This window comes from Arcticibacterium sp. GJ41-1 (genome assembly GCF_055808875.1).
The window spans coordinates 3157940-3180717 of record NZ_CM147888.1 but is presented as its reverse complement, the minus strand read 5'-3'; the positions used below and the strand labels follow the sequence as shown (position 1 = coordinate 3180717).

Sequence of the window (22778 nt, the reverse complement as noted above, 5' to 3'; positions counted from 1 at the left end):
TATTTGCAATTGATTTAATCGAAAAATAAAAGCCATCTCAAATTTGAGACGGCTTTTGCATAAGACCCCATTGGGGAGAGATATTGTTAGCAAGGAGTTTAACTCCTTGCATAAAATCAAAATCTATACCTATCTAATTAAAGTAATTCGGAGGCATTTGTTACGAAGGTTCTAGTACTTTCAGTGAAAGTTCCGCCATTAGCATCTTGGTATTGTAAATCAATATACTGGGCTTTGAAAGCACTTTTCGCATAACTCTCAAGTACATCAACACTCTCCACGTTTTTAATGCCAAGGCTCTTAGAAGTCCATTCGTCATCTCTAAAGTCACGGTCATCTGAATTTGCAGTCCACACAATAACATCTACTAATTTGTCTGCGGAGGTTTTTACGTTTATCGCTAATCCCTTATCAGTTGCTTCGGTAGTCCATGTACATTTAGGATATGCATTCTTTTGAATAGTATTTCCAAAAAAGGCACCTAAAGCTTCAAGTGCTTGCTCTCCACCTGCTAAGTCATGACCAGCGTTTGCCACAATATGAATATAGTTTTCACCAGGGATGCTGTCATAATAATTTTTCATCGCGTCTATCGGCCAGTATGGGTCGTTTGTGCCAATGAAAATCATCTTAGGCATGTCTAGTTTCTTTCTGTAAGAATATGGGTCAATCATGTCTACTAAATAAGCACCTGTATCAGAAGCCATAGATTGAGGTATTTCAAGAGCTACATAGTCCTGAATTTCGATGCTGTAATCGTTCCAAGTAGAAATTTGATATTGTAAACTTACTGGCATGTTTAGCACATCTATAACCATTGGCCCTATAGCTTCTACTCTGCTATCTTGAGAGCCCGTAAGCCATGTAGTCCATCCTCTTTTTGAAAGTCCTGAGATAGTGAATTTTTCTATCTTCTTGTTTAAGTTTTGCTGTCCAAACTCCTGCACGGCATCCATACCTCTTACAGCACTTTTAACCATAGGGAAAAGAAGTGGCCATTCGTAGTTTCCGTCTTTTTTGAAATTATGTAGGGTATAAGATATTAAAGCATCTTCGGTTAGGTCGCCATAAAGAGGTTGGTTAGGCGTTTGTCTTAATAAAGAAACCACCGCTTTGTTTTTAAGAGCAATGCTCGCCAAACCTGTGGCTAGGTCGTCGGTATTACTTCTAAGGTGTGGTTCTGAGTTTTCATTTTTTCCTCCTGAAATGAAAAGAAGAGAGCTGGTATAATCTACTTCCGTAGGTACAAAAACGGTTAGTTGATGTTTCCAAGTAATGCCTTGCCATACTTGCGATGTCATGATAAGTTGGTAGCCTTTGATACCTTCCAGTTCAAAACTATCTGTAACCGACCATTGAAACGCAGTGTCGGGTTTAGCAACATAGGTTTCTAAAGCATTTTTAGAATTAACTACTACCTGTGCAGGTTCTTTTCTGCAGGATTGAAAAACTAGGCATGAAGCCAGAAATAAGAAAATAATTGATTTAGTTCTCATTGATAAAAGATTAAAAATTGGCTTTCGCCAATTGTGAAATAGGATGTTTTTTTGAAATACTTTTAAAACTGAATAGTCCATTTTTATAAACTAAAAGTCTTAAAGGTGAATATCAGGAAATATTCGAGGTAAGAACTTGAACAAAAATACTAATCTATTTTAATAAATCAAACCTATAATATGAAACTTAAAGATAAGTTAAGGTGCTTTAAATTAGTGCTTTGTACGCTTTTTCTTTGTTCGATTCTAAGTCCAGTTTTTGCTCAAAAAGTAGAGCATTCTCATGGTGGTGATAAACATAGTCATGGCTACGCTCATCTAGATTCATTGATGAGACAGTATCCTGATCATAAATTGCTTTTTCCTAGCAATGTTCCTGACAGAATCATCTTAAACCTTACTGAAAATCCACTAACATCGGTTGCGGTTAACTGGCGTACCTCTTTAAATGTTACAGAAGGTTTTATCGAATATGCAAAGGCATCACATGGTCCTGAGTTTAGACAAAATCCTAATCGCATTAAGGCCATAACGGAAAGCTTAACAGTAGCTCGTGAAGAAGAGCCTATAGTAAAAGCAAATTACCATTCAGGTATAATCGAAAACTTAGAACCTGGTCAAAAGTACGTGTATAGAGTAGGAGGAGGCGGAAGCTGGAGTGAGTGGTTTCAGGTAAGTATGCCGGGTAAAGATTCGCCTATTTCTTTCGTGTATTTTGGCGATGCTCAAAATGATGTGAAGTCGATGTGGTCTAGAATCATTAGAGAGGCTTACCACACCATGCCACAGATGGATTTTTTATTACATGCAGGTGATTTGATAAATAGGCATGATAGAGATGTGGAATGGGGAGAGTGGTTTCATGCAGGTGGTTTTATCCATTCGCAAGTTCCTAGTATTATGACACCAGGAAACCATGAGTACAAAAATGTAAAGCTTTCTCCGCAGTGGAGACCACAGTTTAATTTGCCACAAAACGGTGTTCCGGGCTTAGAAGAGACCAATTATGAAATAAATTACCCAGAAATGAAGGTGATTTCATTAGATGCTGAGCAAATAGACGAGTCTGTTTTTTATAGAAAGGCCCAGGCGGAATGGTTAGATTCGGTTTTGACATATAATCCTAAAAAGTGGACAGTAATTACGTTTCATTACCCTATCTACTCTACCAAGCCAAATAGAGACAATGTTAAACTAAGAGATACTTTCAAACCTATTTTTGATAAGCACAAAGTCGATTTGGTTTTGCAAGGCCATGACCATGCTTATGGAAGGGGAACTGCCAATAATGTAACTACAGGAGCATCAGTAAGGGAAAAAAATAGTGGAACCATGTATGTGGTTTCGGTAAGTGGTCCTAAAATGTACGACATGACTTATGAGGAAAGTTGGATGCAACGTAAAGCCGAAAATACGCAGCTTTTTCAGGTAATTACAGTGGCTGAAGACTTAGTTCATTACAAAGCCTTTACGGGCAGAGGAGACCTTTATGATTCTTTTATTTTAAAGAAAAACGGCAATGAGCCAAATAGCATTATAAATCAAATTCCAGACACACCAGAAAGGAGACACATTAAAGAATAGACTACAACATATATTCAACCGAAAAAAGAGAGCGGCTTTATAGTCATGAAAACTTATTAATAGCCTTCTCAACCTTATACTTAACTATGAAAATTAAACATTTAGCAAAATCAGTATTGTTCTTCTTTTTAGTTAGTCCTGTGGCCATAGCCCAGGACTATCTTCAAGAAGCTTTTTTTGCTCAAGATGCCTCAAAAGTCTTGGTAGCAGCTCATAGAGCCGCTCATAATTTTGCTCCAGAAAACTCCCTTCTTGCCGTAGAAAACGCCATTAGAGAGGGAATCGATATTATAGAAATTGACATTAAAACCTCAAAAGATGGTATTCCTATGCTTATGCATGATGGCACCATAGACCGTACTACCAACGGTACAGGAAGGCTAGAAAACTATACGTTTGAAGAATTAAGAATGCTTCGTTTAAAAAATGTGGATGGCACATTAAGTGAGCATCAAATCCCAACATTAGAGGAGGTTTTTCAATTGGCCAAAGGGCATATTCTGATTGACTTAGATTTGAAATTGAAAAACATTAAGCCGGTAATAGCAGAGGTTCAAAAATCTAGCATGCAGTCGCAGGTTTTCTTTTTTGATAGTGATTATGGTGTTTTGAAGAAGATTAAGAGAATAGACCCAAGTTTGTATTTGATGCCTAGAACACATTCTGACAAAGAAGTAGCTAAGGCCATTCGCATTTTTGACCCGGTTATAGTCCATATAGACCCTAGTTTTTACACAAAGGCTTTGGTGGACGATTTGAAAGCTAAAAATATCAAGGTTTGGATTAATGCCTTTGGCGACGTTGATAAATCATTGACCAATGGAAGTAGTAAACGTTTAATGGACTTCCTTAAAAATGGAGCTAATGTTTTGCAAACTGACCAACCAGAAAAAATGATTTCCGCCCTTAAAGCAGAGGGTTTACATCACTAGAAAACGACAGAAATATTAAAATCAAATTGCTATGAGAATTTCCTTATTGCTCGCACTTTTTTTGTCTAGCTGTTTCGCTGTTTTAGGACAGCAAGAAGACAAACCATTTAAACAATACCTATCTGTTAAGTATAACGTTTCAGAAGAGTTTTTGGCGGCTACGCCAAAGAAATTGGTGGTGGATTATAATGACGCGGTTTATATTTTGACCGATAAAGGTGTTTTTAAGGAATTTCCTGATAATCAGGTGGCAAAAGACAATAGCTACGCATCAATTGCTTTCAAAACTGCTCTTGATATTACTACCAGAGAAACATCTGGTGAGCTGTATTACTTATATCAAGATGGCTTTTTGTCAAACGCTTTTGCAGGGCGAATAGGAGTAAAGTTTGATAAAACAAAGGCCTATAAACTAATGGCTGTAAATGCCGCGGGTGAGGTTTTATTATTGGCAGATAAACACGCTACACTATATGACGGTAATGTCAAAAAGAACGATTTTACTACGCCAGAGCAGCTAACAAAGCTTTATGCTTTCAATGGTGGTTTTTACGCTCACTCCAAAACCGCGATTTATAAATTAGGAACAAAATCTTGGCAGAAAATTTACACTGGTGGCGGTATTGCCAGTTTGACCTTTGATGGAAAACAAATTTATGTAGGTACCGATAAGGGTTATTTAAGTATTGACCCTTCGGGTAAATCAATACAGAAACTAGAAAGTGCCTTGCCTGTGGTCAATATTACAGATTTGGCAATAAGCTCAGATAAAGGTTTATGGTTTGCGACAGCACAGGGAGCTTTTACAAAAGAAACAGACCGTTACCGATATTTTGCGTCAAAAAGATGGCTGAATAGGGATGAGGTCATTGATATGGACATAGATAGCAAAGGAAATGTCTTTCTTTTGACCTCAGATGGTTTGAACCAAATCAATGCGGCTTCCATGACTTTGGCCGATAAGGCTACGTTTTTCCAAGACCGTATCAGAAAACACTTTTTACGTTATGGTTTTGTGTGTGCTCCACGCCTTACCACGCCTTATGATTTTAGTTCTGAGCATATTATTGACCATGATAATGACGGACTTTGGACCTCATTTTACTTAGGAAGTCAGGCTTTTAGGTATGCCACCACAAAGGAGAAAGAGGCTAAAAGGTATGCTTGGGAGTCTTTTGCTCCTTTTGAAAGAATTATTGACATTAACCCTATTGAAGGTTTTCCTGCTAGAACTTTTGAGCGTGAAGGTTTTAAAGTATCTGATTTGGACAGATGGCGAATGTCTCAAGAGGAAGGTTGGGAATGGAAAGGAACCACAAGCTCTGATGAGTACATTGCTTACCTTTTTGTGGCTTCTGTGATGGACCAGTTTGTGTCGGAATCTAAAGAAGAAAAACAGCGTGTGGCAAACTTTATAGATGCCATTATGACGCATATTATTACCAACGACTATAAATTTATAGACCATGACGGCAAACCAACTACATGGGGTAGATGGGACCCTGAATATGTAGAAATGTATCCAAAGCATGTGTATGACAGAAAGCTTAATAGTACGCACTTAATTACTGGATTACAGCTGGCTTATAAGCTTACGGGTAAAGAGATTTTCAAAACAGAGATGTATAAGATGATAGACGAGTACGGCTATCTGGAAAATATGATGGCAAGCTTGAAGGAAATGCGTGCCGACTCTATTCCTTATATGGAGTATACCATGGGAGATTCTTGGAATCATTCGGATGATGAAATGGCATTTTTGACCTACTGGCCTATGTATCATTATGCTCTCAATGATGACTTGAAAAAGAAGTATGCTTGGATTATTGATGAGCACTGGGAAGTGGAATTGCCAGAAAGAAATGCCGCATGGAATTTATTAACCTATGGTACTTCTGGTAAAATAAACACAGAAGATGTTTTCTGGCATTTGCGTGAATTTGGGCTAGACCAAATGGAGTACGTGGTAAAAAACTCGCACAGAAAAGACCTTAAACTATTACCGCCAAACTTCAGAGGGCAAACCACAGAAGTACTGCTTACACCAGGAGAAAGAAGAACGCACAGACATAATGCAAACCCATTTAGATTAGACGGCGGAAGCCCGGGAACTTCTATTTTAGCAGGTGATGAATACCTATTGCCTTATTGGATGGCGAGGTATTTAGGGGTTTTGAAGTAAGGGGGGTAAGCATGTAGAAGACCTTATCAGTGGGTCTTTCCATTGTCAGGTCGAGATAGCTAAGATACTTCCAAGTATTTAAGCTGCTTTTTGATGAATAAAATCTTCGTCGTAAGGAATCCCGGACCTTACAACTGCAAAGACAGTTTGTACCATTTTATTTTTAATATTGTTCATAACAACAAAGCCCTTTTTTCCTTCTTTCTTTTTCTTGGTATGATAGTCTTTGATTCTTGGACTATTCTTTATTGCTGTCATAGCTGAAGCATGGAGTAACCCCTTTAAGAAGCGATGTGCATGGTTGCTAACATGGCTTCCTCTTCTTACAGAACTGCCTGAAATTTCTTCGAATGGAGCGATGCCAACTAATGAGGCAAACTTTCTAGCATTGGTATTTTCAGTGAAGTTCCTTGTATATACTATCATCCATAGGCAGACCACTTTACCTATGCCTTTTACACTTGTAACCAGCTCTACTCTTTCTTTAAGTCCAGAAGTTTTCTCTATCAATTCGTCTATAATTTTATCAATGTCTTTTATTGACTTCTTTAATCCTTCAATAGCTTCTTTACACCCTTTTTCTACAAGTTTATAATTCTCTTCCCCACCGTAGTTTTTCAATTCTCCTAATGGTGTGGTGAGAGCTCTTAAGCTTGTTTTAAGCCTGGTTCTAGTGGTTAAAAGGTCATGTAACTCAATAAGCCGCTTATCATAAAGTTCGGCTAGCTTTAGTTTAAATCTATTGCCTAGAGCATACTCAGCGATTCTGAAGGAGTCTATTTTGTCACTTTTCCCTTTTACAATGCCACCAGCCCTTTTGATAACGTAGCCTGATTCCATACATAAGTCAAAGCCCTTGTCTTGAATGAACATTCCTAAGAGTCTACTATAAACTCCAGTGTGTTCCATACAAAATAGAACTTCACCTTCTGAGTAAAACTCGCCTAGCCATTCAAGACAGGATTCAAATCCAAAAGCATCATTTTTAAACTTTTTGTGGCCAAGTCTAACACCAGCATTGTTTACCACTCCAACATCAAAAACCACTTTTGACACATCAATACCAATGAATAAATTATAATCTTTTTTAATTGCATTCGTCATTTTCCTTTAATTTTGAAATGAAAGAAAACTTGGCCTAAGTAAAACTCAAATCTGCGAAAGCCTTTATTAGGTTGATCGTCTACCAACGATTCCTTGATAGCTAAATAGCGTTGATTAGAGTGAGGGAAGCAGGGCCTTGATCTCAGCCTGAGTTAATTCTCACACAGTCGAATAGGTTACTCCTGCTTCCCACTTAGGACAAATTACCGTCGTAAATTTATCCTATTTACTCTACAAGATTTCTAAGTGCTAATCTAAAGGCGATAGTCGAGACCCTCTTACATTTCCCAAAACGTACTATTCTTCTTTTCTGTCGCCAGAAAAGAAGAATAGTACTTTAAGGAGGGCTTAGGAGTATTTCAACCCTCCCGCTCACAAACCCAAATGCTCCGTGTGAATTTTGATTTCCCTTTTTTATCTACTGTGCAGAAATCAGCGACTTCTAATCCTAACTTGTTGATTTTGGATTCTATATCTAAAATAGAGACAATGATTACTCGCTCGCTTAGTTTAGCTGCTGACTCTATGATGTTTGTGATGATGCTATCATCAGAGTAGGAGTATAAATTATATGGTAGGTCAATGATTACTGCGTCGTATTGTTGGTCAAGTTCCTTTATGTCGGAGCAATGTACTTTGGCTGTATAATTATAGTATTCTAAGTTTTCTCTGCTGTGTTTAACGGCTTTATAATTTATATCGCAGCCTTCTATATTAAATCCAGAAAAGCAGGCTTCTAACATGGCTGTGCCCACACCGCAGCAGCCGTCTAAAAGCGTATTGGTTTTAATGCCTTTGGAAGCTATGCTTACAAGGGTTTTAGCAATATCCATATTGATGGAGTTACTAAAAGAACATGGCTTTTTCTTATGCTCATGCCAGCCAATTTGATGCTTTTCTAAAATGCCGAAGTACCATACATTTTCACTTATTCCTAGGGCATAAGTTATGGTGGGGTTTTCAAAATCCGGTTCACCTTCTATGCAGTGCCCTATGTCGTTTTGTTTGGTACGCCTCTCCGTAAAATGTGTAGAGTCACCATCTAGAATCAAATAATCTACATTAAAGCCTTCTACACGGATATTCTCGATTTTGACTTTTTCTAAGAGTGCAGCGTAACTATGGGCAGATAGAATGATGTCCAATCTACCTTTTATAAATGGACTGATACTAGGGTCTATTTTTCTATCAGAAAACAGGACTTTGCCATCTGCTTCTTTCCCAAATAACTGTCTTGACTCTAACTTACTTAATTCCGTATGATGGATGTCGTATTTAAAAGAATATAGGTAGCTGTGCTTACTTGTTTCTAATGTCAATTTGTTGATTTTTTCTTTTTGGCTGTCCTAAGCAGCTACTTTGCTCGCCAATCTACTCAAGAATTTTATGATAAAGGTATTCCCAAGCTAATTTGACACTATAAAGTGGTGGGTAATTATAGTCTTCTACCTCTGCAATTATATACTTTAAACCGGCTTTTTCATCATATTTAAATATTTCTTCGAAATCAATTTTGCCGCTTTGGCCCAATTCTTTGTAGTCTTTTATGTGCCAACTTATAAACCTATTAGGGTATTTATTGAAATAATCAATGGGTTCTACGCCACCCACTTTCATCCAATACAAATCAGCTTGAAAATGAACATAATCAGGATTGGTATGTTCTAAGAAATAATCATAAACTCGCTCGCCATCTACATATAAAAATTCGTCTGCGTGATTGTGAAAAATGAATTCCATGTCGTTTTCAGCACAGAGTTTACCTACCATGTTATAGTAGTCGGTATATCGCTTCAGCTCGCTTTTGTCTTTAATCTCCTTTATTTTGTTGTTAGAGGTTGATAAGTATTTAACACCTGCTTTTTTGTGGTCCTCAATGCACTTTTCCCACCATTTGATGGCTTCTGTCATGTCATCATCACTTGGCAAATTATAGAAGGTCATAGAGCCCAAAAACTTCATTCCTGTGTCTTCTACCAAAGTTCTAAAGGCAGAAGGGGACATGCCGTAAAACAAGCCTTTTGAGTAAACAAAAGTTTCCACATAGCTGTAGCCCATCCTACCCAGCTCTTGCAGTGTTTTTTGAGGATTGGCCTGCATATCTTTATGAACAGACACTAGCTGAATTCCAATGTCTTTATCCTTTGGGTTTTGTTTGACGTATCTCGTTTTCCAAAGGCTTTTGTTAGCGTTATCAAAACCCTCTACCACTACATCGGTATAGCTATTGAAAGTGAAACTGACACGCATGGTATTATTTCCGTCCAAATCTTTGTCCTGCATGGTCCAGTTACTGCTGCTTTGAAACTCACCTTCTCCGATAAACATTTCTCCACGGCTATTCTTGCCAAAAGCACGAATGTTATCTTTTGAGCCATCGTAGGCTATTAATTCAAACAAGGTGGAAACATATTTACCGTCTTTTTTCTGAAAAACCTCTACGCCTAAGCTTTGGCCATTAAGCTTTAATTCGCTCACCATTTTTATGTTAGGGAAACTTGAGAGACTGTCAGTGCCAGGATGTAAAGAGCTATACCATTCTCCTGAGTATTGAGTCAATCGGTCTTGCTGAGATGTTATTTGATAGCTTTCTTGTGCTTTAAGTAAGCCAATATTTAGTACTGAAAATAGTACAATGAGCGTTTTAAGAAAAGAGGGTTTCAATCGGATTTTACGGAAGTAAAGGGTTGTCATATTTAATTAAATATTGTTTAGGGCCTTTTTAGATAGATGAAATTGCAAGTAATCAAAAATATCAGCTCATAGAATGTGACGGATTGCACCTTAAAATGTTGCATAAAATGTATGCCAAAATTTAGGAGACTTTTTGCTTTAATAATGAAAAGGTAAAAGCTAAGAATGAGATTCCTGTAAAAGCAATGGGAACCGTAAAAAAGTACTTAATTGACAATGCTGTGCATATGAAAGATATGCATATGTTTAGCCATAAAATGTTTCTAGGAATCGGAGGTTCTTTAAGATTCTTTAATAACGTGAGATTAAGTAAACCGAAAGCAAAAAGTAAAAGACCCATCATCAAGCTAAAACCTTGCTGAAGAGAGAATACAGTGGTTTCTGTTCCTGCTAAATTTAAAGTAAAAGCTTTCATTGTTTCTCCTAGGTGAATTAATTCTGGAGATTTAGGGCCGAATAAGTCTGTAGCAGTATGGCCAATACCGACGAGAATGAATGCCCAACAAGCAACTTTAAAACTAACTTTTGAATAATGCATGGTCAATTTTTATATTTTAGGTCAAATGTACTAATAATGAAACATTAGGTCAAGTTTACTAATTTATTTATCTTTGAAGTATGAAAAAGACAAGCGAAAAAATAGTGGATACAGCCTTGCGTTTATTCAATACAGAAGGCTTGTCACAAGTTACGCTTCGTACCATTGCAAAAGAAATGAAAATTAGCCAAGGTAATTTGAATTATCATTTCAAAAAACGAGAAGATATTATTGAAACTCTGTATTACCGGCTGGTAAAAGATATGGACGCTGGCATGGCTGGAATAGATAGTTCCCAAGTGGGCTTATCGCAAATTTTTGCCATGTCGGCGGCTTTTATGAAAAGTGCTTTTAGATACCGTTTTTTCTTTCTTGATTTTTCTCAAATAATTCGAGATCATGATGCTATAAAAATACACTACAAAGGGCTTTTAAACATTAGAAAATCACAAATGATTGGCTTGTTTGAAGCTATGGTGGGAGCGGAGCTAATGCGTGAAGAACAACTACCAAATGAATTTAGCAACCTCTATAAACGAATACAAATTTTTGGCGATTTCTGGATAGCTTCAGCTGAAATTGAAAAAGAGAAATTGGAAGAAAGTATGCTGAATGAGTATTTAGAAATGATAAGGCAGGCTCTTTATCCTTACCTCACCACAAAAGGAGTGAAAGAGTATGCGATGTATACCGATGGTATTTGACAATTACCTAGTGATTATAGACGTTAAACTTAGCTTTTGAGAAGCTTTGTATTAGGGAGGTTCTAGTTATAGTTTTTTTAGAAAATACCATCTCACCCTAAATGTGTCAAGCTGTTTAGAGTGAAAACGTATGGCTTTTGCGTAATCTATATCATGATGTAATAGTAGATGTTTTTGGGATGGTAAAAAAGACTATAAGTCTTTCGGCATCGTTCCCGATAACGATTGCGTTAATTAATCCACTTTTTTGTTATTAGAATACAATCTTCAGGGTTAAAATTGTATCAGCGTAGATGCAGTATGCTCTACCTTTTTACCTAATTTCTTACATATACAGTTTAAGGTTTATGGCGAAGGTGCTTGTTAGTCATATTGAATAATGGGTGCCTTCGTTATGTTTTAAACATTTTATTAAGTCGTTCTCAATACAAATCCACACAAACTTTTATTCATTTTTTTTTAATTGTAGGTCATGTTTAAACTTAACACAAGTCTCTTAATTTTTTCAGCCACTGTTCTTTTTACCGCATGTCAAACTGAATCAGAAGAGAAACAAGAGAAAATAGAAATCTCAAATGAGCTTAAATGGTCGGAAAGAATGGCCATTTCTATCCTAAACAGAAACCCAGACCCAAGAACTTTAGTAAGCAAACAAAAAACGAAATGGAATTATAAGACCGGTTTATTGATGAGCTCACTAGAGCGTCTTCATGAAGAAACCAATAAAGAAATATACTTTGATTACATGCGTGATTTTGCTGATAAACTTATTGACGAGAATGGGATTATTTTGGAATACAATTTAGGCAGTTATAACATCGATAATATTAATGCCGGGAAGTACTTGTTCTACATGGATGATAAATCAGAAGACAAGCGGTATCGTGATGCAATAGACACACTTAGAAAGCAACTTGAGACACATCCTCGTACTAATTCTGGTGGCTTTTGGCATAAAAAAATATACCCTTATCAGATGTGGCTAGATGGTCTTTACATGGGAGCACCATTTTATGCCAAGTATAATGTGATGTATGAGCATGGCGATAAGCTAGATGATGTAATTCATCAGTTTGATGAAATTCAAACAAACCTTAAAGACGAAGAAACAGGGCTTTTTTACCATGGTTGGGATGAAAGCAGACAAATGGATTGGGCGGATAAAGAAACGGGACGCTCTCCTGAGTTTTGGCTTAGGTCGCTTGGGTGGTATGCCATGGCATTGGTAGATGTTATTGACATTCTACCAGAAGATTACCCTAAAAGGGATAGTCTAATTACTTATTTAAATGACTTTTCCGGTAGCCTTAGAAACTTTCAGGATGAAGAAACTGGACTCTGGTACCAAGTGCCTACGGAGCCTGAAAAAGCAGGAAACTATTTAGAAGCCTCTGGTTCAGCTATGATTACTTATGCTTTTGCTAGAGCTGCTCATCAAGGCTATATAGATGAATCTTTTTTGGTAGCAGCAGAAAAGGCTTATGATGGAATAATTCATGACTTGATAGAAGTAGAAGAAGACGGCATGGTCAATATTAAGCAGGTATGTCAAAGTGCAGGTTTGGGTGGCGACCCTTATAGAAATGGCACTTATGATTACTATATTAGTGAGCCCATGTTGGTAAATGACATTCACGCATTGGGCCCTTTTATTTTGGCTTCGTTAGAACTCGATAAATAAAAAACTGTAGCATGAGCTCTATCTTTATTATTTTGATAGCCACTGCGGTGGTACTTTTTTGTATCATTCGTTTAAAACTTCATGCTGCTGTCTCTCTTTTAATTGCGGCTCTTCTTACGGCCTTACTTACCACGCCAGAAATGATAATGGCCTTTGGGGAGCAAAAAGGCATGTCTGCGGCAGAAATTACTTCACTTACAAATTTGACCGTAGGTAAACGGCTTGCCATAGCCTTCGGTAATACCAGTGCTAAAATCGGAATTCTGATTGCTTTAGCGTCCATCATAGGTACATCACTTATGCGAAGCGGGGCTGCAGACCGAATTATAAGGGGTTTGTTAAACCTATTTGGCAAAAAGAATACCTCGCTAGCTTTACTTTCAGGCAGTTTTACTTTGGCTATTCCTGTATTTTTTGACACTGTGTTTTACCTGATGATACCTTTGGTCAAAACATTGACCATTCGTGAGCCGCGTAAATTCAGTCTTTATTTAATGACCATCATTGCAGGTGGTGTCATGGCACATTCGCTTATTCCACCCACTCCAGGGCCATTATTTGTGGCAGAAGAAATGGGTATTGACCTAGGAGCAATGATTATAGGAGGTTTGGTTATAGGTTCCATAACCGTTTTTGCAGGTTATTTGTACGCCCTCTGGGCAAATAAACGGTGGGATTTGCCAATGAGAGACACGGCAGATATCAGTGTGAAAGAGTTGGAGAAATTTTCTTTAAAGTCTACCTCAGAACTTCCATCTTTAGCTTGGTCGCTATTGCCTGTTATTCTTCCTTTGGTTTTAATAACTGGCAATACCTTTTCATCGGTTTGGTTAAAAAAAGGTAGCCTTGCCCAAAGAGTATTTGAGACTATCGGTGATGCTAATATTGCCTTATTTATTGCCGCCATTTTATCATTAGTAATTTTATGGAAACACCTGGGCGACCAAAGTTTGTTTAAGAAATATATTACGGAAGCCTTAACTAGTGCCGGAATGATTATTCTGATAACATCGGCAGGAGGAGCCTTCGGTCAAATGTTACAACAAACCGGAATAGGCTCTCAAATAGGAGCTATGGCATCTAATTATCAAGTGGCATTATTGCCAATGGCCTTTGTTATCACGGCTCTGGTTAGGTCTGCACAGGGTTCTGCCACGGTGGCCATGATTACCGCCATGGGCGTAATGAGTGGTGTGGTTAATGCTGAACTGGCCTTTCATCCTGTATATTTAGCTTTAGCTATAGGCTGTGGTTCTAAAATATTTGCCTGGATGAATGATAGTGCTTTTTGGATAATTACCGAAATGAGTGGCATGGAAGTAAAAGAGACTCTGAGGCATTTTTCCGCCTTACTTATGGTCATGGCTTTAGCCGGTTTAGTGTCTATTATGATTTTGTCAACCCTATTTCCGTTTGCATAAATGAAATCTGAAATACTCGTAATTAAATTATCTGATTTGGATAATGTAGCTGTAGTCCCGCATGCTAAAGGGCTCCAGAAAGGTACAACATTAGACGATGAACTGATAGTGCAAGAGTATATTCCAATGGGTCATAAAGTAGCCATAACAGATATATTAAAAGGCGAGAGCATCATCAGATACGGTCAAAAAATAGCAACCGCAGACGATGATATTAAAGCAGGACAATGGGTAAATGAACATAAAATTTCGCTTCCTGTTCCGCCTGATTTAGATAGTATTTTATATGTAAAACCGACGGTTCAAAAAACAGAACCTTTGGAAGGATACACTTTTGAGGGTTACAAAAACAATGACGGAAGTGTAGGAACTAAAAATTTACTTGCCATTTCGAACAGCGTTCAGTGTGTGGCGGGTTTAACAGAATTTGTAGTCAAAAAAATAAAGAAGGAGTTACTACCAAAATACCCAAATGTAGATGGGGTAGTAGGGCTCAATCATTCTTACGGATGTGGTGTGGCTATCAATGCTCCAGGGGCTATTGTGCCTATAAGGACATTGAAAAATATAGCTTTAAACCCAAATTTTGGTGGTCACGCTTTGGTGATAGGCCTTGGCTGTGAAAAATTAAGGCCTGAAAGTATTGTCAATAATGCTAGTGACGATACATCCATATTTTACATGCAAAGTGAATCTAACGAAGGCTTCATGGCTATCGTGGATGATGTGATGAGTTTGGCTGAAAAGCATTTAGAAGCCTTAAATGAAAGGAAAAGGGTGACCTGCCCAGCTTCTGATTTGGTGGTGGGAATGCAGTGTGGCGGTAGTGATGCATTTTCTGGAATTACGGCTAACCCTGCCGCAGGTTTTGCAGCGGACCTTATAGTAAGAGCTGGTGGTAGTGTGATGTTTTCGGAAGTAACAGAAGTGCGAGACGCCATACATTTACTGATTCCAAGAGCTGTGGATGAAGAGGTAGCTGATGCCTTAAAAAGAGAAATGCTGTGGTATGACGATTATTTAAAACTAGGGCAAGCAGACAGAAGTGCCAACACATCGCCAGGGAATAAACGAGGCGGATTGAGCACCATAGTAGAGAAGGCATTAGGCTCAATTGTGAAGTCGGGTACTTCGCCCATTGTTGATGTTTTAGGGCCAGGTGAAAAAATAAGAAAGAAGGGGCTAAACTTTGCGGCTACGCCCGCAGGGGATTTTGTTTGTGGAACATTGCAGCTAGCTTCAGGAATGAATATGCACGTATTTATGACCGGAAGAGGTACTCCTTATGGACTTGCAGAAGTTCCTGTTATTAAAGTTAGTACCAACTCTGTTTTGAGTAAAAGGTGGTTTGACCTTATAGATTTAGATGCAGGAGAAATAGCTACTGGAGCCAAATCTATTGAAGAGATGGGCTGGGAGCTTTTTAAAATGATTTTGGATGTGGCCAGCGGTAAAATGCAGGTGGCAGCCGACAAATTAGAATTACATAATGACTTGGTACTTTTCAACCCAGGTCCGTTAACATAAAATACTGATGAACTTACAGAAAATTATTGACGCCCTAGGCAATGGCCTTTTATCGTTTCCAATTACTGACATGGATTCCGCAGGGAATTTTGACCAAAAGTCTTATGAAAACAGACTGGAATGGTTTAGCTCAAAAGAGATTTCATCTGTTTTTGTAGCAGGCGGAACTGGGGAGTTTTTCTCTTTATCAAAAGAAGAATATGGTCAAATAATTCAAAGTGCAGCCAAGGTAGTAGGGGAGCGTTTGCCCGTAATTTCTAGTGTAGGCAGAAGTATTCCTGAGGCTATAGAATTTGCAAAAATGGCAAAAGATGCAGGAATGCATGCACTTTTACTAATGCCACCTTATTTGACAGGATGTCCTAAAGATGGTTTGGTGAAGTATGCCGAAACAATAATGAACAATACTTCATTGCCTGTGATTTACTATAACAGAGGAAACGGTATTTTATCTGCACCAGAAATAAAAGAGCTGGCTGATAAGTGTGAGAATTTTATTGGGCTAAAAGACGGCACTGGAAATATGCAGGAGCTGAATGATATTATCAAAACAGTAGGGGATAGGCTGGTTTATATTGGTGGTGTGCCCACTGCCGAGATTATTTCAGAAGCTTATTTGGCCATTGGTGTCAATACCTATTCTTCGGCGGTTTTTAACTTTGTGCCAGATTTGGCCATTCGTTTTTACAAAGCTCTGCGTGCTGGAGAAAAGGAAATAGTCACTCAAATTATCAAAGAGTTCTTTATTCCTTTTGTGAATCTTAGAAGCAAAAAATCTGGTTATGCCGTTAGCCTTATCAAAGAAGGAGCAAAGCTGATTGGCCAGAGTGCTGGTGACGTAAGAGCACCTTTAGTAATGCCAAATACGGAAGAGTCTAAAACCTTAGAAGCTTTGATTAGTAAGGCCAAAGAGCTTTCTAAGAGATAAAACGAACATTATAAATGGAGGAATCTTACTTCTTCCTTTTAAAGGTTTTGATAATACTTTGAATTTCTGTTAAGGTTTCTTTACTACTGGCTAAATAATTAGCCACAAAAATGTAATAGGTATTGTCTGAATCAAACAGAATGACTTGGTACATTTCGTCATTGCTATCATCGCTAGTTTGGGCAAAAAGTCCGAAACCGCTGAGCTCGTCTATTTTAATATTACGGACTCCTTTGGCTTCAATAACTGTATAATCTTCAGGGTATTCTTTTAGCCTTGAGATGCAAAACGATTTCTTATCCTCGATTGCCATTTTAGCAAAAGACTTGTCAACAATTAGTGTCGCCTTGTCAGGGCTTTCGGTAGGTGTTTTTAGGTCTCTGTTAAAAAGTATTGCATTTCCCATCACAGAGTGAAGTTTTAATGTGCTAACACCCTCATCTATGGTGTAGTTTAAGGCGTCTCTCGGATTGGTTTCCAAATTTGTATCTACAACGGTAGTTAGTATACTTTCTTTAATTTTCTCTCCTATAACCGTATTATCTTGAAGGTAAACACCATTAATAAAGGTGGTTTTTGTTTCGTTACCATAGATTAATAGAAGCTTTGAAAATACCATACCATTAGCAGCTTGGTCGAGCTCAATTAGTAAGCCATCGAACTTATCAACTTTGATATTTTTCTTGGTTTTTAACTCCATCCCTCTTGCTTTTAGCATTTCAGAATTAAAACCTTTTGTGATTTCAGCATATGGGCCAGGGATTTCAATTGCCATAATCATAGACGTCTGATCAAAAGGTTTTGCGAAGCCTTTGAAATTGCTAGAGGATTCAAACTCGGTTGGAGGAATCATGAATATGTTTGTTCCTTCGATTTGAACATGATTCTCAGATTTTTCTGTTGGTAATACCTGTCCAAAACCAATGAAAGAAGCGAAAACTAGAAAAGCTGTGTACCTAATTATATTTATCATATTTTCCCGAATAGCGATGATTTCAATTTCCTCAAAAATATTAAAATAGTTCTAGAAAGCATTAGCTAATGTGTTTCAATTCTGTGGGAATTAGCGTATTCTAGCTAGTTTTTCAATGTATATAGGCTGGGAGTTTACACGCTTTGATGGTAAACTGTTACCCGAAATTTACAGTCAAAAAAGTATTTACAAAAACATATATATTCTATTGCAATTAACATTAAAAAATACCGCTCAATCTCTGCTAAAAAAGCAAACAATTTAATAAAAACAATGAAAAAACAGAGACTCACAAATGTGTTACTAGCCCTTTTTATAGCGGCATCTTTTATTCTTACATCATGCTCTACGGATGATGACATTACTCCACAAAACCCTGAAGGCGAAGACGGTGCCATTACACTTTATACCGTAAATGGTGCATCTATTACAAAGAAGACTGATTTTCTAGTTACTAGTTCAGATTTAGAGGACCAATTAAGTACGGAAAAACATGACGAAATCTGGGAATTGGCTAAAAAGGTAATTACACCTGAATACTTAGCTAAAATCAAAGAGTTTGTATTATACAATGGCGTCTCTCAGAATAGCGATGCCTTTGTGGCTAAAATAACCGACGATTTAACAGAGTGGAAAATAGGTGTGGCTATTAACTATGCGTACGAAGACGGTTATAATCATGATGGCTCCCTTCAGAAAAGCTTAACCCATGAGTTTGGGCACCTTTTAAGTTTGAATGATTCTCAATTAGACGGATTAACGCCAGAGGCTAGTTGTTCAAACTACTATCCAGAAGATGGATGTGCTAAAACCGACGCATATATCAATATTTTTTATAACACTTTTTGGACAAGTGACTTGGTAGAAGAGTTTGATAACAATGCCAATAACACCCAGTTTTACAATGACAATAAGGATAAGTTTGTATCAGAATATGCAGCCTCTAGTCCTATTGAAGATTTTGCTGAAGTCTTTGCTCAATACGTTATTCATGATTTACCTGCGGCCAATAGCACAGCTATAAAAGACCTGAAAGTATTATCATTTAATAACCATCCTGAGTTGGTAGCTTTAAGAGCTACTATTAGAACTAATTTAGGTTTGTAAGAGCCACTTTATAAAAGGAGTTATTAGGAAAGACCGTAAGCTTAGAAAGCCTATGGTCTTTCTTTTTTTGTGCTACTTAATTAGGTCTACTGAATTACTATTTTTTAATAAAAATATAAATGCCGTTTCAGGTAAAAACGATTTAAATCAGCTAGAGAAGTAACCAAAGTCACATTAAATTTATCAAATCGGAATTACCTTTATAAAAACAAAAAGAAAAGCATGAAGAATTTAATAGGAATAGACAAAGACAAAGCTGAAAAATTGAGTGTTAAGCTAAATGATTTATTAGCCAATTATCAGTTGTTTTATCAAAATTTAAGAGGATTACACTGGAATATAAAAGGGAGAGAGTTTTTTGAATTACACTTGAAGTTTGAAGAATTATACAATGACGCAATTCTTAAAGTAGATGAAATAGCCGAACGTATATTGACTTTAGAGGCAGAGCCATTACATACATTTTCTGATTACCTAAAAACGGCAGAAATTAAAGAAGAAAAAAGTGTTACTGTTGGTAAGCAAGGTATTGAGATTGTGGTGAAAAACTTCTCTACTTTGATACAAAAAGAACGTGTTATTCTTTCATTAGCAGCAGATGCAGAGGATGAAGGTACTGTAAGCCTAATGAGTGATTATATTTCTCAAACAGAGAAAACCTTATGGATGCTTAATTCTTATTTGAGATAAGTAATAATTACAATAAAACCCCTTTTAAAGCCCTTGCGACCTTTTGCAAGGGCTTTGTTGTTATTGGAGCAGAAGCTTAGTTTTCAAAATACAAGTATTGACGATTCATCTCTTAAATTTGAGAGTGGATGAATTTGGAAGGTTATCTCGGTGCATCTTCCACCAATATTCCATCTAACATGTGCCCCAAAATAGGCCTGCATTTTTCATCGCAAGCAGGATAAAATTGTTTGTGTTTCCATTGGTCAGATTTGGGCGATAGCCCCCACCAAAATTCAGCCATGGCTATGGGTTGCATTTTGTTTTGAAAGGCATATTGTAGAAGTTTTGGCGTAGCACATTCTCCTGCACCCGCAGGTGGATTTCCATTCAGGTTGTTTTTGAAAATCTCTCTAATGCTTTTCTCCTCGCCATGTTTGTTTAAAAAGACATATTGGTCAAAGAGCTTTTCTTGAAGTGCTTGCGAATGTTTTTTTCTGGCTTCTTTAAGGGCAGTAATTTCTGTGGCTGAGGCGGTGTTTTGAAGCTTTTTGATGTTATCACCCATTCTAGTAAGTTCCTGCATTCCTACGTTAAGGAAACTACCTTCTACCAATGCATCATAAACGGGTGGAACAAATTTGGGGTGAATATTTCCTCCAGCTAGTTTACCGGAAAAAGCAGCCAGGTATCCAATTTTGTCGTCCTGCGTTTTAACCACCAATACACCAAACATTTTACCAATGATGGTTCCTTCCATATCAGGAACTAGTCCAAAATTATGTACCCAATCTTTTTGCTCTATGAGATGCTTTTGAAGCTGTTTGACAGCTAATAAACTTATAGGACTTACTTCGTAATCAAAAGGATAAGTAAAGCGTTTTGGCAAGTCGCCAATAGTATCTTTAGAATCAAATGGAGTGAAAAATGGGTCAGTCAAATGCTTATTCTAGGTTGGATTGAAGGTAAACAGGATTTATTTCAGGGCTATGATTCCATTTCTATACAAATTTAGAGCTTGGTTTAGTAAGAGCTCTATGGTATCTATAGGTAAATCCTCTGATGGATTCACAGTAAAAGTCTTCATACGAGCTCTTTTACCAGCTTCTAAGTTAGGATGTTCTAAATGTTTGCCCTCTACAAAAAGAATATAAGGTTCTTCCGTTTTTTTATCTGTCCAGAGGTAGCAGAACATCTTTTTCTTATAACAGAAGCATGGCATGCCATACTTTCTGGTTTCTGTTACGTCTGAGTCTTGTAGAAGAATAATATCTCGGAGCGTTAAAAGGCAGCTTTTATTTGGCTCCGATTTAGTCAGATAGTATTGATTGTATTCTTCATTCATTTAAAGAGCGTTTTTGATAAGGTGCTACCAATTTATCAAAATTGAATTTGAAATTTAAGCTTAATAAGTAGTATAAACTTAGTTGTTTCTTTCTCTTCGTCTTTCATGAAGCTCTCTAAGTAGCATTTGATTAAACTCTCTTTCTGCTAGTACTAAATCAGAATATTGTTTGGCCGAAATCGATTGTAAAAATTCAGGACGATATTTCTTAGCTAAATCAACCTCTTTTGCTTTAAGAGCAAAAACCTCATCTTGCCTTTTAATCTCTTCTTTTTCTGTTAACTCACGTCCAGCATTGAGTTTCATTTTCTCTCTCAGCGTTCGGCTTAATTGTCTTTTTTCACCTTCAAACTTATTATAAGTTGGCCAGAATGTCTTGGCTTGCTCCTCGGTCAGTTGTAGTTTTTCTGTTATCAAACCCACTTTCATGGCTTTAATCCTTTCCATATTGCCCCCTGAACGTCCGGATGGCTTTTGAGCGAAGCTTAAAACCGAGAGAAATAATAAGAAAGTGCTAAGTAAAAGTTTGGTTCTCATAGGTTTAAATTTCATCAGTAAATTGAAAGTCAATTAGTTGTAAAAGTTCTTCTTCAGATAATTCTTCTGTATCCGTTGTGTTAGTCAGGTCAAATGCGGTATTTTCAAAAGCATTATCATCTAATGTGTTGAAATCATCCAAGCTTAGATTTTCCTCCTGTAAGTAAGCGTAAATGCTTTCCGTATTAAGTTCAGCTAGAGTTAACTCTTCGCTGCTGGAAGTAGCCTCTTTATTATTATAAATACTAAGCCCTAAAAAGCCAACTATAACAAGGGTAGCAGCTACTCTTATAATATTCCCATAATTCCTCCAAATGGTTTTGAATGGCGAATTTGATTCAGTGCTTTTATCAGTGGTCTTACTATAAATTTGCTCCTCAATCTGGTCAAAATAGCCAACTGGTGCTACAAACGGATGAGCTATGTTTTCCTGCAGAGAAAAATGTTCTGTAGTAGCACTAAGTACCTTTTGTTCTAAAGTGTCAAAATATCCTTCAGGTGTAGTGAATGGATGAGTGACGTTAGCTTCTAATAGATATGAAGTGTTATTCACCGTATTCGCTACAACTGTAGCTTCTAATGCCTCAAAATAACCTTCAGGTGCCACAAATGGGTGCTTCACATCAAGAGGCAAATGAAATGCATCTCCTAAAGCTTTAGACAGTATGCTTTCTTCCAAAGACTTGAAGTAGTCATCGAAGGATTCTTTTCTGTTGCCGTTATTTTGTTTTTTATCTTCCACGTTCATTAGATGTCAATTCGACACAAAGGTTTAACGCTTGCCTAAAATATCTTCAATTTTCTTTTTAGCCGCATGGTAATTGGCTTTTAGCCCACCTACGGTAGTGTCTGTCACTTCGGCTATTTCCTCGTAAGTCATGTGTTCAAAGTACTTAAGGTTAAACACTATACGCTGTTTTTCAGGTAATTGAAGCACGGCTTTTTGAAGAGCCATTTGAATATCATCACCAGAAATATGGAAGGTTGAACTCCCCGATTCTAGCAAGTTCATAAGCTCAGGATTTTCGTCTACAGAAATATTTCTGGCATCTTTTCTTCTTCTTAGGAAGGTTAGAGCCTCATTGGTTCCAATTCTATAAAGCCAAGTGTACAAACTGGCGTCTCCTCTAAATTTCTCAAGGTTTTTCCAGATTTTGATAAATGCTTCTTGAAGCACATCATCCGCATCGTCATGGTCAATGACTATTTTACGAATAAGAAAATACAAGCGTTCCTTGTACTCTTTTACGATAAGCTTAAAAGCTTCAGGATGCGACTCCTTACTAAGGAGAAGCTCTTTTATTGTTTCTTCTATTGTCATAAAAAAAGGGTTTCCCGATATATGTATCAGGAAAC

The 22778-nt window shown here is 37.3% G+C and carries 21 protein-coding genes; 10 read left to right on the top strand and 11 right to left on the bottom strand.

The window, feature by feature from the left end; genetic code table 11:
- Window positions 1–137: 137 nt before the first annotated feature.
- Window positions 138–1496 (bottom strand): PhoPQ-activated pathogenicity-related family protein, encoded by a 1359-nt coding sequence (locus tag AC0L6O_RS13235; protein ID WP_473302973.1) that lies wholly within the window; start codon window positions 1494–1496, stop codon window positions 138–140.
- 180 nt (window positions 1497–1676) lie between these two features.
- Between AC0L6O_RS13235 and AC0L6O_RS13230 the strand changes: the two genes are divergently transcribed.
- From AC0L6O_RS13230 to AC0L6O_RS13220, 3 genes are all read left to right on the top strand, one after another.
- A complete protein-coding gene (locus tag AC0L6O_RS13230; protein ID WP_473302972.1) occupies window positions 1677–3080 on the top strand; it encodes a purple acid phosphatase family protein in 1404 nt (467 codons plus the stop codon).
- 86 nt (window positions 3081–3166) lie between these two features.
- Window positions 3167–4012 carry a glycerophosphodiester phosphodiesterase family protein gene (locus AC0L6O_RS13225; RefSeq protein ID WP_473302971.1) on the top strand — a complete coding sequence of 282 codons (846 nt, stop codon included), beginning with the start codon at window positions 3167–3169 and terminating at the stop codon, window positions 4010–4012.
- Window positions 4013–4043: 31 nt separating this feature from the next.
- The gene (locus tag AC0L6O_RS13220; RefSeq protein WP_473302969.1) at window positions 4044–6194 is read left to right on the top strand and encodes a hypothetical protein; all 2151 of its coding nucleotides are present in this window, start codon (window positions 4044–4046) and stop codon (window positions 6192–6194) included.
- Window positions 6195–6272: 78 nt separating this feature from the next.
- Here the strand turns inward: AC0L6O_RS13220 and AC0L6O_RS13215 are convergent, their stop codons facing one another.
- The 4 genes from AC0L6O_RS13215 to AC0L6O_RS13200 form a co-directional block, all read right to left on the bottom strand.
- Entirely contained in the window at window positions 6273–7298 is a 1026-nt protein-coding gene (locus tag AC0L6O_RS13215; RefSeq protein WP_473302968.1) for an IS110 family RNA-guided transposase, read from the bottom strand.
- Window positions 7299–7657: 359 nt separating this feature from the next.
- Window positions 7658–8617 (bottom strand): TRM11 family SAM-dependent methyltransferase, encoded by a 960-nt coding sequence (locus tag AC0L6O_RS13210; RefSeq protein WP_473302967.1) that lies wholly within the window; start codon window positions 8615–8617, stop codon window positions 7658–7660.
- Window positions 8618–8669: 52 nt separating this feature from the next.
- Window positions 8670–9992 carry a sugar phosphate isomerase/epimerase family protein gene (locus AC0L6O_RS13205; RefSeq protein ID WP_473302966.1) on the bottom strand — a complete coding sequence of 441 codons (1323 nt, stop codon included), beginning with the start codon at window positions 9990–9992 and terminating at the stop codon, window positions 8670–8672.
- A gap of 121 nt (window positions 9993–10113) precedes the next feature.
- Window positions 10114–10530, bottom strand: coding sequence for an LIC_13387 family protein (locus tag AC0L6O_RS13200; protein ID WP_473302964.1), 417 nt, complete (start codon window positions 10528–10530; stop codon window positions 10114–10116).
- A gap of 80 nt (window positions 10531–10610) precedes the next feature.
- On the opposite strand from AC0L6O_RS13200, the gene AC0L6O_RS13195 reads away from it, so the two are divergent.
- The 5 genes from AC0L6O_RS13195 (at window position 10611) to AC0L6O_RS13175 (ending at window position 16791) form a co-directional block, all read left to right on the top strand.
- Complete coding sequence (locus AC0L6O_RS13195) at window positions 10611–11234, top strand: TetR/AcrR family transcriptional regulator (protein WP_473302963.1); 624 nt, start codon at window positions 10611–10613, stop codon at window positions 11232–11234.
- Window positions 11235–11706: 472 nt separating this feature from the next.
- The gene (locus AC0L6O_RS13190; protein WP_473302961.1) at window positions 11707–12915 is read left to right on the top strand and encodes a glycoside hydrolase family 88/105 protein; all 1209 of its coding nucleotides are present in this window, start codon (window positions 11707–11709) and stop codon (window positions 12913–12915) included.
- 11 nt (window positions 12916–12926) lie between these two features.
- Window positions 12927–14336: a GntP family permease gene (locus AC0L6O_RS13185; protein ID WP_473302960.1), complete on the top strand. Its 1410-nt coding sequence runs from the start codon at window positions 12927–12929 to the stop codon at window positions 14334–14336.
- On the top strand, window positions 14337–15863 hold the full coding sequence (gene garD, locus AC0L6O_RS13180; protein ID WP_473302959.1) for a galactarate dehydratase: 1527 nt from the start codon (window positions 14337–14339) through the stop codon (window positions 15861–15863).
- Window positions 15864–15870: 7 nt separating this feature from the next.
- Complete coding sequence (locus AC0L6O_RS13175) at window positions 15871–16791, top strand: 5-dehydro-4-deoxyglucarate dehydratase (protein WP_473302957.1); 921 nt, start codon at window positions 15871–15873, stop codon at window positions 16789–16791.
- Window positions 16792–16816: 25 nt separating this feature from the next.
- On the opposite strand, the gene AC0L6O_RS13170 is transcribed toward AC0L6O_RS13175, so the two are convergent.
- On the bottom strand, window positions 16817–17764 hold the full coding sequence (locus AC0L6O_RS13170; RefSeq protein WP_473302956.1) for a hypothetical protein: 948 nt from the start codon (window positions 17762–17764) through the stop codon (window positions 16817–16819).
- 273 nt (window positions 17765–18037) lie between these two features.
- Between AC0L6O_RS13170 and AC0L6O_RS13165 the strand changes: the two genes are divergently transcribed.
- Both AC0L6O_RS13165 and AC0L6O_RS13160 read left to right on the top strand, forming a co-directional pair.
- Window positions 18038–18871: a putative zinc-binding metallopeptidase gene (locus tag AC0L6O_RS13165; RefSeq protein ID WP_473302954.1), complete on the top strand. Its 834-nt coding sequence runs from the start codon at window positions 18038–18040 to the stop codon at window positions 18869–18871.
- 222 nt (window positions 18872–19093) lie between these two features.
- On the top strand, window positions 19094–19561 hold the full coding sequence (locus AC0L6O_RS13160) for a Dps family protein (RefSeq protein ID WP_473302953.1): 468 nt from the start codon (window positions 19094–19096) through the stop codon (window positions 19559–19561).
- A gap of 142 nt (window positions 19562–19703) precedes the next feature.
- Here AC0L6O_RS13160 and AC0L6O_RS13155 read toward each other — a convergent pair whose 3' ends face one another.
- The 5 genes from AC0L6O_RS13155 to AC0L6O_RS13135 form a co-directional block, all read right to left on the bottom strand.
- Window positions 19704–20480: a pseudouridylate synthase gene (locus AC0L6O_RS13155; protein ID WP_473302952.1), complete on the bottom strand. Its 777-nt coding sequence runs from the start codon at window positions 20478–20480 to the stop codon at window positions 19704–19706.
- Between the two features lie 36 nt (window positions 20481–20516).
- Window positions 20517–20885 (bottom strand): DUF1801 domain-containing protein, encoded by a 369-nt coding sequence (locus AC0L6O_RS13150; protein ID WP_473302951.1) that lies wholly within the window; start codon window positions 20883–20885, stop codon window positions 20517–20519.
- Window positions 20886–20963: 78 nt separating this feature from the next.
- Complete coding sequence (locus AC0L6O_RS13145) at window positions 20964–21422, bottom strand: hypothetical protein (RefSeq protein WP_473302950.1); 459 nt, start codon at window positions 21420–21422, stop codon at window positions 20964–20966.
- 4 nt (window positions 21423–21426) lie between these two features.
- Window positions 21427–22164, bottom strand: a complete 738-nt coding sequence (locus AC0L6O_RS13140) for a hypothetical protein (RefSeq protein ID WP_473302948.1) — start codon at window positions 22162–22164, stop codon at window positions 21427–21429.
- A 30-nt stretch (window positions 22165–22194) separates the two neighbouring features.
- Window positions 22195–22743 carry an RNA polymerase sigma factor gene (locus AC0L6O_RS13135; protein ID WP_473302947.1) on the bottom strand — a complete coding sequence of 183 codons (549 nt, stop codon included), beginning with the start codon at window positions 22741–22743 and terminating at the stop codon, window positions 22195–22197.
- Between the last annotated feature and the right edge of the window lie 35 nt (window positions 22744–22778).

What these genes read in the sequence shown, in the direction of transcription:
- AC0L6O_RS13235 (WP_473302973.1), bottom strand. Translation starts at nt 1,496, where the DNA reads ATGAGAACTAAATCAATTATTTTCTTATTTCTGGCTTCATGCCTAGTT.
- AC0L6O_RS13230 (WP_473302972.1), top strand. Translation starts at nt 1,677, where the DNA reads ATGAAACTTAAAGATAAGTTAAGGTGCTTTAAATTAGTGCTTTGTACG.
- AC0L6O_RS13225 (WP_473302971.1), top strand. Translation starts at nt 3,167, where the DNA reads ATGAAAATTAAACATTTAGCAAAATCAGTATTGTTCTTCTTTTTAGTT.
- AC0L6O_RS13220 (WP_473302969.1), top strand. Translation starts at nt 4,044, where the DNA reads ATGAGAATTTCCTTATTGCTCGCACTTTTTTTGTCTAGCTGTTTCGCT.
- AC0L6O_RS13215 (WP_473302968.1), bottom strand. Translation starts at nt 7,298, where the DNA reads ATGACGAATGCAATTAAAAAAGATTATAATTTATTCATTGGTATTGAT.
- AC0L6O_RS13205 (WP_473302966.1), bottom strand. Translation starts at nt 9,992, where the DNA reads ATGACAACCCTTTACTTCCGTAAAATCCGATTGAAACCCTCTTTTCTT.
- AC0L6O_RS13200 (WP_473302964.1), bottom strand. Translation starts at nt 10,530, where the DNA reads ATGCATTATTCAAAAGTTAGTTTTAAAGTTGCTTGTTGGGCATTCATT.
- AC0L6O_RS13195 (WP_473302963.1), top strand. Translation starts at nt 10,611, where the DNA reads ATGAAAAAGACAAGCGAAAAAATAGTGGATACAGCCTTGCGTTTATTC.
- AC0L6O_RS13190 (WP_473302961.1), top strand. Translation starts at nt 11,707, where the DNA reads ATGTTTAAACTTAACACAAGTCTCTTAATTTTTTCAGCCACTGTTCTT.
- AC0L6O_RS13185 (WP_473302960.1), top strand. Translation starts at nt 12,927, where the DNA reads ATGAGCTCTATCTTTATTATTTTGATAGCCACTGCGGTGGTACTTTTT.
- garD (WP_473302959.1), top strand. Translation starts at nt 14,337, where the DNA reads ATGAAATCTGAAATACTCGTAATTAAATTATCTGATTTGGATAATGTA.
- AC0L6O_RS13175 (WP_473302957.1), top strand. Translation starts at nt 15,871, where the DNA reads ATGAACTTACAGAAAATTATTGACGCCCTAGGCAATGGCCTTTTATCG.
- AC0L6O_RS13170 (WP_473302956.1), bottom strand. Translation starts at nt 17,764, where the DNA reads ATGATAAATATAATTAGGTACACAGCTTTTCTAGTTTTCGCTTCTTTC.
- AC0L6O_RS13165 (WP_473302954.1), top strand. Translation starts at nt 18,038, where the DNA reads ATGAAAAAACAGAGACTCACAAATGTGTTACTAGCCCTTTTTATAGCG.
- AC0L6O_RS13160 (WP_473302953.1), top strand. Translation starts at nt 19,094, where the DNA reads ATGAAGAATTTAATAGGAATAGACAAAGACAAAGCTGAAAAATTGAGT.
- AC0L6O_RS13150 (WP_473302951.1), bottom strand. Translation starts at nt 20,885, where the DNA reads ATGAATGAAGAATACAATCAATACTATCTGACTAAATCGGAGCCAAAT.
- AC0L6O_RS13145 (WP_473302950.1), bottom strand. Translation starts at nt 21,422, where the DNA reads ATGAGAACCAAACTTTTACTTAGCACTTTCTTATTATTTCTCTCGGTT.
- AC0L6O_RS13135 (WP_473302947.1), bottom strand. Translation starts at nt 22,743, where the DNA reads ATGACAATAGAAGAAACAATAAAAGAGCTTCTCCTTAGTAAGGAGTCG.